At 56.2% G+C, this 12,228-nt stretch carries 7 protein-coding genes and 1 pseudogene; 1 reads left to right on the top strand and 7 read right to left on the bottom strand.

What is annotated here, in order from left to right:
- Positions 1-14: 14 nt before the first annotated feature.
- The 4 genes and pseudogenes from E6C60_RS07200 to E6C60_RS07185 form a co-directional block, all read right to left on the bottom strand.
- On the bottom strand, positions 15-1,427 hold the full coding sequence (locus E6C60_RS07200) for a reverse transcriptase/maturase family protein (RefSeq protein WP_175415239.1): 1,413 nt from the start codon (positions 1,425-1,427) through the stop codon (positions 15-17).
- Between the two features lie 590 nt (positions 1,428-2,017).
- A pseudogene (locus E6C60_RS07195) lies at positions 2,018-3,355 on the bottom strand (UvrD-helicase domain-containing protein); the annotation flags it as partial.
- A gap of 8 nt (positions 3,356-3,363) precedes the next feature.
- Positions 3,364-6,855 carry a helicase-exonuclease AddAB subunit AddB gene (gene addB, locus E6C60_RS07190; RefSeq protein WP_138225233.1) on the bottom strand — a complete coding sequence of 1,164 codons (3,492 nt, stop codon included), beginning with the start codon at positions 6,853-6,855 and terminating at the stop codon, positions 3,364-3,366.
- Positions 6,856-7,109: 254 nt separating this feature from the next.
- Positions 7,110-8,474, bottom strand: a complete 1,365-nt coding sequence (locus E6C60_RS07185) for a class I SAM-dependent rRNA methyltransferase (protein WP_138225232.1) — start codon at positions 8,472-8,474, stop codon at positions 7,110-7,112.
- A 136-nt stretch (positions 8,475-8,610) separates the two neighbouring features.
- Between E6C60_RS07185 and E6C60_RS07180 the strand changes: the two genes are divergently transcribed.
- Positions 8,611-9,585: a Na/Pi cotransporter family protein gene (locus tag E6C60_RS07180; protein ID WP_138225231.1), complete on the top strand. Its 975-nt coding sequence runs from the start codon at positions 8,611-8,613 to the stop codon at positions 9,583-9,585.
- Between the two features lies 1 nt (position 9,586).
- On the opposite strand, the gene E6C60_RS07175 is transcribed toward E6C60_RS07180, so the two are convergent.
- The 3 genes from E6C60_RS07175 to E6C60_RS07165 all read right to left on the bottom strand — a co-directional run bounded on the left by E6C60_RS07175 (position 9,587) and on the right by E6C60_RS07165 (position 12,210).
- A complete protein-coding gene (locus E6C60_RS07175; protein WP_138225230.1) occupies positions 9,587-10,018 on the bottom strand; it encodes an NUDIX hydrolase in 432 nt (143 codons plus the stop codon).
- An 84-nt stretch (positions 10,019-10,102) separates the two neighbouring features.
- Positions 10,103-11,440 carry a tRNA (N(6)-L-threonylcarbamoyladenosine(37)-C(2))-methylthiotransferase MtaB gene (gene mtaB / locus E6C60_RS07170; RefSeq protein ID WP_138225229.1) on the bottom strand — a complete coding sequence of 446 codons (1,338 nt, stop codon included), beginning with the start codon at positions 11,438-11,440 and terminating at the stop codon, positions 10,103-10,105.
- 2 nt (positions 11,441-11,442) lie between these two features.
- Positions 11,443-12,210, bottom strand: a complete 768-nt coding sequence (locus E6C60_RS07165) for a 16S rRNA (uracil(1498)-N(3))-methyltransferase (RefSeq protein ID WP_138225228.1) — start codon at positions 12,208-12,210, stop codon at positions 11,443-11,445.
- Positions 12,211-12,228: the final 18 nt, after the last annotated feature.

Here is a 12,228-nt window from a genome sequence, read left to right as displayed (position 1 = left end):
ATATCCAGTGACGTTTAACGCGCAGCATCAGACCAGCCGGGGTCCAGATCCGGGTCAGCAGCAAGATATGGTGAATGAGTCCGGGGAAATCCTCCCCTATGAAAATACAAGACTCTTCTCTCCCCATTCCTGCTCTGAACCGGGACCCCCCAGGATCTTCCTTCTTTAAGCTTCTCCTTCACCCGGGAGGTGCTGGACTGATATTTATGAGCCAATGTCGCCAAGCAGCTATACTCCATTACATAGCTCAGCTGCTGCAGGTACGTGCTCACGTTGACCGCCATTTGGTAAAAATGGTACAGCCCGAGCAATCGCACATTGTACCATGCCACAATCTGAGCGTCCGGACGATGAAGAAGTGCTGGAGCATGAAGCATCCTCCAGGATTTATCGTCTATATTCTTTACCAGCTTGTGTTTGGAGACAAAGCGCCGGACGGTATCCTGCGGCATATAAAGCTCTATGGTTCCACGGTCTGTGCTGTATGCATTTTTGAAGCCTGTTTGAGAGTTCCAGCCATTCTTCAGCCTTAGAATATGCCCTAGAAAACAAACGCCGTCCGAGGCATGAGCCACCTGCGTTACTCCGCCTGGAAGCTTCAGCTCTCGGGAGATGAACGCCTTCATCTCTGCTGCAAGCGCTGTGCAGGACTCCTTGCTGCCCCACACAGCAGTGACGAAGGTATCCCCGTACCGGATGCAGTGGATGCGGCCCGGACCCGGGCTTGGATTGGAGCTGATCCATTGGTCAAACGGATGCCAATAAATATTGGCAAGCACGGAGCTGAGCGCACCGCCCAGCGGGGTACCGCTATAGGTCCTGCCATGCTTCCAATCCTCCAGGTACCCGGCTCTCAATAGCTTCCAGATTAGCCGGATGAACTTCGCATCGTCGATTTTGTCCTGCAGCAGCGAGATCAGCTTGTGGCGGGAGAAGTCTGTGCAGTAACCCCGGATCTCCCCTTGAATGAGCCACGGTGCATCCTTAAAATGCAGCTTCGCTTCCTGCAGTGCCGTATGGCAGCTGCGGTTCGGTCTGAAGCCATGGCTGGAATCCTCAAATAGAGGCTCATATATTGCGGTCAGCAGCAGCCTGCAAATTTCCACAATCAGCCGGTCCGCATAGGAAGAGGTGACTAGAAACTCCGGTTTGCTGTTCTTGTTGGCACCCCCAGCTCGATTTACCGGCTGCGGCTGATACGATTCATCTCTCATTCTTTCGATGATCCCGTTAATGTCTTCTATGCGGGGCGGGACAGCTCCGTTACCCCCGCGGCCTGCGACCTGGTCCTCCTTCGCATGAAGGAGATCATAGGCTCGCACATAGAAATCGGGATTATAGAAATGACGATACAATCGTTTATATACATAGTCAGGCTTTTCACTGGATATTTTGGTCAATAGGTATAAAGCTTCGCCAGAATTCATGGAGCCTTGCGCTCCTTTCCGCAAAATGTTATACCGACAAGCTGCCTTCCTTCGCCATGTAACAGGCTTTCCCTGTCGCGGACTACTACGAAGGCTCCGTTGCCTTATGGGATATTCCATCCTCTGCAGGATATAGCCGTCTCTGGCATTCCCACTTAGGCAATCCCCATTTAGTCACATCGGTCCAAGCTTGATAAGTTGCCGGATGATCCTTTCGTCCGTTCCACCTGTTCAGGTGTGCGCCAGCGCTTGAGTAGCTCTCGGGTATTTCCTCGAATTATAGCATTTATGAATTCGAAGTGCAGGGCAGCGGCTTGGTTTTTCGCTGTCCATAGCGCTGGGGCAGGCAGCTAACATTCCTTCCGGGAAGCATGGCCCCGCTGAGACTAGACTTGAAGCAGTATAGCTTTCATCCTCATACTTATCTTAATGTCTCGCCGCTCAGTCGTGACGGGTTAGCTCGTCAACTTGCGACTTTCCCAACATGCTACACTCCCCTTCCGGTTTCCCTTCCGGATGAGTTGGGTGACATGGCCTTCATACCCTCGAAGACCCCCCGGCTTAACGGGGAAAACCGATGCCCCTTATGGGCGCACAATGCTCTGCTTTACATCACCGACCATAAATCGGTTGCCAGGCCCCTCTCTTGAAATCAGGCGAACGATTTCCTCCTGAACGCTGTTCGTATCCTGATATTCATCCAGCAGCACCTCGTCGAACTGGCTCTGATATTCCAGCGCCGCGTCGGAGGGCTGGGTATGCCCGGGTGTGGAAGCCTCGTGTCTGAGAATTTGCAGACAATAATGCTCCAAATCGTTGAAATCCACCGTGCTCTTGGACGCCTTGGCGTGCCTGTACCGCTCCGCAAAAGCAATGACGGTATCCACGAGCTCCTCCATCACTGGCGCCGAAGCATGCAGCTCCTCCAGAAACTGCTCTGCCGTGCGGCCGAACAAGGAGGTTTTGAGCTCTGTCACGATCTTTTTAACAAGGTCTCTCAGATTCTTGACCCGCTCCTGCAGCTCCGGCAGCACCTCGCTCTTCTTGACCGCCTTCAGCTTCCCGAACACTCCCTGCTGAAACACCGCATACAGCTCTTCCCACGGAGTGCTGTGCAGCGCATCGGACAAAGCATGAACCAGCTGCAGATCATCTTCCAGCGTACTCATATACGCTGCCGGACCACCGGGCGCTGATGCCGCCTCCTTGGCTTGTTCCAGCAAGCTCGCCGCTCCGGCGAGGGCCAGCCTGGCATCCGCCAGGATGCTTTTCACCCAAGGCGTCGCTCCCAGCGCCGCTGTGTCCTTCAGGGAGAACGCTGCAGCTGTATCCCGCAGCCACTCATCCGGCCACGGATGGCTCCGCGAGAAATCATACAGACGCTGAACCAGCTGATAGAGGGCGTCATCGCTTCGCTCTCCACTGAACCAGTCAGCCAGCCGGAGAAACTCTCCCCCGTGCTCGGCATCGCCGTATTTCTCCTCAAACAGCTCCTCCAGTACGTCCTGACGGAGTAAATCCGCCTCATGCTCGTTCAGAATCCGAAAGCCCGGATCTAGCGGTATGAGCTGATAATAACGGCGGATCACCTCCATACAGAAGGAATGCAGCGTAGTAATGGACGCCCGCCCCAGCATGGCCAGCTGGCGGCGAAGATGCTCACGATCCGGAGCCTTCTCCAGCTCCCGCTCCAGCGCCTCGCGGATCCGCTGCCGCATTTCGGCCGCAGCGGCCTTCGTAAACGTTGCTACGAGAAGACGATCTACGCTGAAGCCGGCCTCCTCGTTGATGACTTTTTTAATAATGCGTTCAACCAGTACTGCCGTCTTGCCGGAGCCTGCTGCAGCGGCAACCAGAATGTCATTCCCGCTCCTCATAATCGCCTGCCACTGATCATCGCTCCACATGCTGCCTTCCGGCTTGCTCATCACTGCATTCACTGTGCATCTGCTCCCTTCTCATGGCCCAGCCATTCCCAGATTTGATCCTTGCCCGGCTTCTTCAGCAGCTGATATTGATTGCCTTCCATGCTTTCATCAAACTGACAAACCGGCCGGTAAGAGCAGTACGTGCAAGCCGTTTCCTGCTGAATCCGGTAAGGCTCAATCTTCACTTCGCCGCCTGTAATCCTTGAGCCAATGCTGACGATATTTTGCCGGACTGTCCTCAGCAGGCTTTGCCATTGCTCTGGATCCGCGACAGCAGCGCTGCTATAGAAGCTTCCATCGGCTTTGACGGCGACCGGGATGATGGAGGAGTGACCCTTCTCCAGTCCTGCATCCATGAGCGAGACCGCCTCCCGGTCAGCCAGCAGCAGCCCCTTCATCTTGAAACGCTTCAAAAGCTCCTCGGCCGCCTGATCTGCAGTCAGCCCGTTGGGAGACTGCAGAACCGGATCATGGACGTGGAAATACAGTGTCCCGGCGGGCAGTGCGCTCTCACCCAGCCAATCCTCGGCAAAAGTAAGAAGAACATCGAGGTAGGTGAGCATCTGCAGAGAAAGGCCGTAATACACCTCGTGCAGCTTCAGGTCCTTCTGGCTGGATTTATAGTCAATCACCCGCAGCAGCAGTCCGTTCTCACTGCGCGCCATATCGACACGGTCAATTCGGCCAATAATTTCCATTTCGACGCCTCCCGGCAGCTCAAAACGAAGCGGAGGAATGTCCTTGCCCGGTCCGAAATCCAGCTCCAGCCCGACCGGTTCAAAGCTCCCCCGTCTGGATTGCTCGCCCAGAATGATGGAGGCCCGCCCCACAATGCTCTTCAGCTTTCGGGAAATATAGCCGTAGCGCTTGGAGCTGAGCAGAATTTCGCCCTGCAGCTTCGGTGCCAGACGGTCAACGGTCGCTTCTGCTTCCCGCAGACATTCCTCCGGACTCAGATCGCCCCAGCTTCGCTTCTGCTCCCGAAACCGGGAAGCCATATCGCTGAGCGCCGCATGAAAGAGCTGGCCAATATCAGGCGCCTGAAGTCGGTATGTCTGCCTCTCGGCAAGCTTCAAGCCGTGAGAAGCAAAGTGGGAAAATGGACAAGCCACAAACCGCTCCATGCGGGAGACGCTTGAACGAATACGGCTGCCATACAGTCTGCGGCTCGTTTCGGCCTCTAGCTGGGCGGTCTCATTCCTGTAGGAGAGCGAGGAGAGCTGCTGGTCCAGCTGGCTGCGCCAGGCCGGACTTCTCGCATACCAGTTATATACCTCCCACCAGAGCGGCGGGAGCGGCTCCCCGTGTTTCCAGTCCCGCAGCCGTGCGGTCAGGAAGGCAAGAGATCGCATCTCTCCTGCTACGAAGTCGGACTGCTCCTGCGATGACATTCCGCCATGCGGTCTTAACGGCAGCACGGCCTCCTTCAATGGGAACATGCCCTTGATATGCCGGATCAGCTCGGATGGCAGCAGGGTCTTTCCTTCCTGATCAGCAGATGGATAGCTGATCCACAGCTGCCGGCTGGCCGTTGTCAGCGCCGAGTAAATAACAAATCGCTCATCCAGCAGCCGGCGTGAAATATTGGGTGCAAGCTCCATCCCGGATGCCTCCAGCGTCACCCGCTCCTGCTCGGACAAAATGCCGTCATCCTGGAACTGCGCCGGGATCACACCATCGTTCACACCCAGCAGAAACACATATTTGACATCTCCGGTCCGCGTCCGGTCCATCGTGCCCACGAGCACTTGATCTAAAGCCGGCGGCACGAGGGCCAGCTCCAGCTCCGACAGACCGGTATCCAGGATGCCGGCAAAGGCCTCGGCGCTAAATCTTTCGCCCCCCATCATCTCCACAATCTGATCCAGCACCTCCAGCACTGCGCTCCATACCTGGCGATGCTCCCGGGCAGCTTCCGGCCTTCCCTCATTCAGTGCGGCGCGGCTCATCAGCTCCAGCTTCTCGGGAATCATGGCCTCCTCCAGCAGGCGGAATACCGCTGTACATTTGTCCTTCGCGGTGGCGCCCTGCTTCAGCCTCTTGTCAAAAGCTTGCAGAGGAACGGTAACGGCCAATCGGCACTGCTCAATGAGCTGCAGACCTTCCTCCCGGTGCGACCGTCCTTCATCCTCCAACGAAAGGCTCGGCATGCCTCGCCACGGCTTTCCGTCCGTCCACCGCGTGCCATGAATACCGCTGGCCAGAACGTGATTCTCCAGCCGGTCCATATCCTCGCGTGACAGGCTGCCATCCAAAGGCAGCAGCAAATCCGTCTTTATGCAGCGGAACACATCCTCGTACCGCCATCGCCGCACCGCAACCTCCAGCGCGGAACGGATAAACTCTACGAGCGGATGATGCAGCTCATTTCGCTTCTGATCCAGGAAATAAGGAATGCCGTAATCACGGAACAAGGGACCGATGAGAAATTGATAATCTCCCGGATTGCGGGTCAGAACAGCCATTTCCCGATAGCGGGCACCTTGCCGTGCAAGCCGGAGCATTTCCCGGAGCGCCCCTTCCACTTCGGCCCGGCGGTTCCCCGCAGCATAGAGCTTGATGCCCTCTGGCGGGCTGCTTCCGCTCCACTTTAGCCTGCGGTCAAAGCCCCGTTCCAGATGCGCCAGCGCGGGGCTGTCCTTGAAGCGGGGGAGTTGCTCTGCGTCCAGCACCGTATGCTCCACGTCCAGCCCTGCCTCGCCCGCCGCTCCCCGCAGCTTGCTGTACGTTACCGCCGTCGGATGAAACAGATCCAGCTCATGAGGAGTCATTCCTTCCGGGTAAGGCTTGTCCAGCGTCAAGGCGATGGTCACCGAGCGGGCATGGTTCATCAGCTCCCGCAGTACAATATATTCCTGGGGAGTAAATCCGTTAAAGCCGTCAATCCACAGGTCAGCGTCCCGGATATAGGAGGATTCCCGGACACAGTCTGCAAGTGCAGCCAGCGTATCCTCATCGTCCTTGTACAGCGGAGCCATCTCTTGCTCGAAATCCCGATACACCGCCAAAATATCCTCCAGCTTGCGCCTTAGCAGCGGCGGGCTGGTACTTGTGGACGCCATCTGCTCCAGCTGCTCCTGCACACAGGAGGCATCTACGCAGTAGCGCTTCATCTCGGTATACAGCTGGCTGAGCTTGCCAACAAAGCCGAGCTGCTCCCCGGAGGCGCCGAACAGGTTGAGCTCATCCTTGCGCCTTTGGATAATTTTGTACAAGAGCATGCGTTTGCCCTCTTCACCGATCACCACTTTCGCCGCTCCGCCAGTTTCCTGCATGACCCGATACGCCAGGCGGCGGAAGCTAAGCACCTGCGCCCGAAGCGAGCCCCGAACGCCCGGAGCAGTCACGAGCGCATGCTCTGCATCAAATGAGCCCTGCTCGGGCACGAGCAGAATCAAGGGGTTGCCCTGCGGAGCTTCAGCAAGGCGGCTGGCTATTTCCTTTCTCATCCGGGTGCTCTTGCCGCTCCCGGAACGGCCGATCAAAAAACGAACTGACACAGGCAAGCCTCCCATTCTATACTGTCTGTTTTCCTCGTAAAATACTGTCTATCATTATAGCATACATGCCTCTATCAAGAACATGTGTTTGGATAACACTGGCAGCTTTGAAATGATAGGAAGTCTTGGGGGACCGTATGCATAACAGTATCGCAAGGAAGCCCAAAAAGCCGAAAGGGACTGCTCCCTACCGGCCTGAACGCAGGTCTTATCTATGCATTGAAATTGCTGAGCAATTATACGTGACAGCGAGACTACTTGCTGCGAACCTCAAAGACGGCAAATTTCAGGTAATGCCCTTCCTCCACGCCGAGAATTTGCGGGTGGTCCTTGCCGGCGGCGCGCCATTCCACCAGACGCAGCTGCTTGCCCGCATCCTGCGCGGCTTCGTGGATCGTCTCCAGAAACAGCTCCGGCTTCATATGATAGGAGCAGCTTGCCGTCACCAGATAGCCTCCCTCGTTCACCAGCTTCATCCCGTGAAGATTGATATCCTTATAGCCGCGGCAGGCCCCTTTAACCGCTCCGCGCGTCTTGGCGAATGCAGGCGGGTCCAGAATGACCACATCCCACGTTCGTCCTCCCCCGGCCGTCAGCGGCTTCGAGGTATCCACCTTGCTTCCTTTTGCAGCCCGCTCATGGCGTTCTTCGGTCCCCTTTACCTGATTCCGCAAGTATTGAAAGGCATCATCCACGACGAATTCCACGCGGTCCTCAAAGCCGTTCAACTCTACATTTTCACGGGCGCTCTGGATGGCATGCTCGGAAATATCAAGGCAGGTCACCTTCTTGGCCCCGTACTGACAAGCATTCAGCGTGAAGCTCCCGGTATGTGAGAAGCACTCCAGCACCGTTGCTCCGTCCCAATACGGAAACGTCACTTCTTTTCCACTTCTGTTTACGGGCACTAGCGTCTCTTGTCCATCTATGTCTCGACTCTGAAGCTGAATGCCGCTCCGCTCTCCCCAGCCTGTCATCAGCGGTGCGATCGAAGCCCGGTTCTCACGCTGATCAAAGAAATATCCCGTCTTCTGACCTTCCTCAATGTCGACCTTGATCTGAAGTCCGTTCTCCAGGACGGTGACATAACGCGGACATTCCCCGTACAATGCGCCCTTACGCTGCTCCAGCCCCTCCAGCTCCCGCACGGATACATCGCTGCGCTCATAGATACCCTTTGGCTGCATAACCTCGATCAGTGCCTCTGTAATGGCTTCCCGGCAGCGATCCATTCCGAGTGTCAGCAGCTGTACCACCAGCACCTGATCAAAACGGTCCACAATAAGACCCGGCAGATAATCCGCTTCTCCATACACCAAGCGGTACGCATGATCTCCCTTCAGGAAGCGCTCCCGATGCTTCAGACAGTCCTGAAAGCGGGAAATGAAAAACTGCTTGTCCATAGCCTCCAGCGGCTGGTACGACAAGAGGCGTACGGTAATTTGCGAGCTCGGGTTGTAATACCCGCTACCCAGGAATCGTCCCTGGTGGTTCAGCACCTGTACGACGTCACCGGCGGACGGAGACCCTTCTACCGAGGCAATTTCACTTTTAAATATCCACGGATGTCCCTGCTCCAGCCTTTTTTTTCGATTACGATCCAAGATCACGCTTGGCATGCTTGACTCACTCCCTGATTTCCTGAATTCATAGTCATTCCTTGAGCTAGAAGACCGCACCGGACAAACCCTGCATGTCTCCCCGCCATTGTTCATATATTCTCAGTACTTACTCTAAAAAAAGGAGAGCTCTCTGTTGCTTCATTCCCTGTGGTTCCCCATGCTGTATGGGCTCGCGCTGTTCTTGTTCGGCATGAAGGTGATGGAGGCCGCCTTGCAGCGCTGGGCCGGCCCGCGCCTTCACCAGTGGCTCCATTATGCCGCAGCCACGCCGCTCAAAGGCATGCTGACCAGCGCCGGGCTGACGGCTTTGCTGCAGAGCAGCACCGCTGTCACCGTGATTACGATTGGCTTCGCCAATGCCGGCCTGCTTGGTCAGGCCGGCATTCTCGGCATCATTCTCGGCACGAACATCGGCACAACGCTGACCACAGAGCTGATCAGCCTGAACATTGGTGCGGCTGCCTTCCCCCTGCTCCTGCTCTCCCTGCTCATTTGGGCAGGAAGCATCATCTGGAACGAGATGGTTCTATCACGCAGCTCTTCTCCCTGGCTCGGTCGCCTGGAGCAGCTGCAATTTCTGTGCCTGGCCGTTGCCGGCTTCGCCATGGTACTGCTTGGCATTACGGTTATGCAGTCCATCGGCAAGCCGCTTCAGGAGATGGGCGTCTTCGCCTGGTTTCTGGAGCAGGCAGAGCGAAGCAGCGGCTGGGGGATTCTGGCCGGCGCCATGCTGACTGCACTGATGCATAGCAGCGCCGCCGTTGTGGCTATGACCATGAGCCTTTGCCTCAGTGGGGCATTGCCGCCTGAGATTGGTGTTGCCATGGTGCTCGGCTCCAATGTCGGCACCTGCGTGACCGCGATCCTAGCTGCAGCAGGAAGCACTCCGGCCGGCAGGTTCGTTGCCGGCTCCCATCTTGCCTTAAATATCGGGGGCGTTATATTGTTCGCTCCCTTGCTGCCGCTGCTGACACAGGTCTCCGGTCAGCTTGCAGGCGACCCGGCGGGGCAGATTGCCCATGCCCAGACGATCTTCAACGTGGTCTGCTCCCTGCTCGCTCTGCCGCTTTGCTATCTTCCGGTCTGGAAGAAAGCAGCAGCCTCTTGACCTATACCTCGATGTTCAGAAGGGACAAGGCTCTCCGCAGAATAGGATCATTGTTCCTGTAGCCGTTGCTCTGCTGCCTGCTCCAGGCCTGCAGCGGCTCGTACCATTCCACACCGTTGATCTCTTCCAGCTGGGGCTTCAGCGCCCCTCCCGAAGCCTCTACCAGATAATAGTGGACTTCTTTATCCACCCGGCCATACTGGGGATGATTATACGTATAAGCAATAATATCGACCGGCGACACGATTCTCCCCGAAATTCCGGTTTCCTCCAAAATTTCGCGCAAAGCCGTCTCCTCTACGGTTTCTCCTGCTTCCATTTTGCCCTTGGGCAAAGATATTTTGCTGTAGCGGTCCTGAATAAGCTGAATTTGCAGATAGCCGTCTACTTGGCGATACACCACGCCTCCCGCAGAAATTTCCTTCCGGTTCATGTCTGATTCCTCCTTCATGTGCAACAAGGATTCCACTTCCTATTCGGAAATGAAATCCTTGTGATCAGGCTGTTGCTTACTAGGCTACAAGGCTGCTGCCAGTCCGTTCTCGTGGACGCTGATCAGCTCACCCTGGCACTCATTAACACCGGCTTGAGTAATTTGAACCCGGCACAGTTTCCCTTCCAGCTCTGGTCCACCGTCGAACACGAGCTGCAGGTAATTGTCGCTGTAGCCCTGCATCTTGCCGCCCGGTCCGCCCTTGTATTCACGCTCTGGAATCACCTCAACAATGCGGCCGACAAACTGCTCGGCATAGGCCAGCTGCAGCTGCTCGGACAGATCAATGAGCTCGTGGACTCGGGCGTTCTTCACCTCGTCCTCCACCTGATCCTCCATCCGCGCCGCCGGCGTACCGGTACGCTTGGAATACGGGAAGACGTGCATTTCCGAGAATCCGATCTCCTTCATGAGATTGTAGCCGTTGCGGAACATCTCATCTGTCTCGCCAGGGAAGCCGACAATCACATCAGTCGTAATAGCCAGCTCTGGCATCGCTTCGCGAATGAGCTTCATTTTGGTCAGGAACTCTTCGGTCGTGTACTTTCTCCGCATCCGTTTCAAGACGGTATCGTCTCCGGCCTGCAGCGGAATGTGCAGATGGCGGCACATTTTGGTGGAACGCTTCAGCACGTCCAGCACCGCATCGTCAATCTGGCTCGCTTCAATGGAGCTGATCCGGATGCGTTCCAGCCCCTCCACCTTGTCGAGATCCCACAGCAGGTCAGACAGGCGGTAGTTGTCGAGATCATCACCGTAGCCGCCCGTATGAATGCCGGTCAATACAATCTCTTTATAGCCGGCATTCACCAGCTGCTTCGCCTGCTTAATAATGCTGTCCGCATCACGGCTGCGCGACAAGCCGCGGGACCATGGAATAATGCAGAACGTACAGAAGTTGTTGCACCCATCCTGGATTTTGAGGAACGCACGGGTCCGGTCAGCGAAGTCCGGCACATCCATCTCCTCAAACACCCGGGTCTTCATAATATTGCGCACGGCGTTGATCGGCTGGCGGGTCTGCTCGATTTCATGCACAAACTGCATGATCTTGTCGCGATCCTGGTTGCCGATGACAAGGTCTACACCAGGAATGTCGAGAATTTCAGCCGGCGAGGTCTGGGCATAGCAGCCCGTAACCGCGACAATGGCATCCGGATTGCGACGGACCGCACGCCGGATCATTTGCCGGCTTTTCTTATCACCGGTATTCGTAACATGGCAAGTATTGATCAAATAAACATCAGCGGTTTGTTCGAAGTCCACTTGCTCGTAGCCTTCATTTTTGAAAAGCTGCCAGATGGCTTCGGTATCGTAAAAATTGACTTTGCAACCCAACGTATAAAACGCTACGGATGGCATATTCAAACTCCCCCCATTTCACCAAATTCATACAGCGCACAGGCCAGTGCGGTCATCCCCGCGGTCTCCGTGCGTAAAATCCGCCGGCCAAGGCCAACGGTCGACGCTCCCGCCCCCTCGGCCTCCCGGCATTCCTCTTCCGTAAAGCCGCCCTCGGGACCGACCACGATCAGCAGGCTGACAGGCTCATCCCCGATCAGCCTCTGCTCTGCAAAAGGCCGGAGCACGTCCCGCAGCTGCAGGCCCTCCTCCTTCTCATAGCAGAAGCAGACCAGGCTGTAGCTGGAGAACGCTTGAAGCAGCTTCTTCCAGCCCACAGGCTGCTCTACTCCGGGAACCCTGTTCCGATGAGCCTGCTCCGCAGCCTCCTTCGCAATCTTGCCCCAGCGCTCCAGGCGCTTCTGCTCTTTCTTGGCATCGTACTGAACGATGGTCCGGCTGGACAGAAAAGGCAGAAATGACACGGCCCCGAGCTCGGTGCATTTCTGGATCACCAGCTCCATTTTGTCGCCTTTAGGCAGGCTCTGGGCAATGGTCACCTTCAGTCGAGGCTCGCGGGTCATCGCCAGCTCCTCTACTACCCTTGCTCTTACACCGTCCTGCTCCAGGCTCTCGATGGCAACGCGCGCTTCACGGGAAATCCCGTCACTGACAATCAGGACATCCCCCGGCTTGCCTCTCATCACTTTTGAAATATGTCTCGCATCCTCACCCGTAATCCATACCTGCTCTTGCTGGAACTGCGCGGGTGAAATGAAATATCGCTGCATCGTAAACCTACCTTTATG

Origin of the sequence: Paenibacillus algicola (assembly GCF_005577435.1) — a bacterium.
In the GTDB taxonomy this organism is placed as follows: Bacteria; Bacillota; Bacilli; order Paenibacillales; family Paenibacillaceae; genus Paenibacillus_AQ; species Paenibacillus_AQ algicola.
Note: the sequence above shows the minus strand (reverse complement) of the source record. Positions and strands in the feature narration are given on the sequence as shown.

Excerpts from the sequence above, each read along its gene's own strand:
- E6C60_RS07200 (WP_175415239.1), bottom strand. The coding sequence starts at position 1,427 with ATGAATTCTGGCGAAGCTTTATACCTATTGACCAAAATATCCAGTGAA.
- E6C60_RS07185 (WP_138225232.1), bottom strand. The coding sequence starts at position 8,474 with ATGCCAAGCGTGATCTTGGATCGTAATCGAAAAAAAAGGCTGGAGCAG.
- E6C60_RS07175 (WP_138225230.1), bottom strand. The coding sequence starts at position 10,018 with ATGAACCGGAAGGAAATTTCTGCGGGAGGCGTGGTGTATCGCCAAGTA.
- mtaB (WP_138225229.1), bottom strand. The coding sequence starts at position 11,440 with ATGCCATCCGTAGCGTTTTATACGTTGGGTTGCAAAGTCAATTTTTAC.
- E6C60_RS07165 (WP_138225228.1), bottom strand. The coding sequence starts at position 12,210 with ATGCAGCGATATTTCATTTCACCCGCGCAGTTCCAGCAAGAGCAGGTA.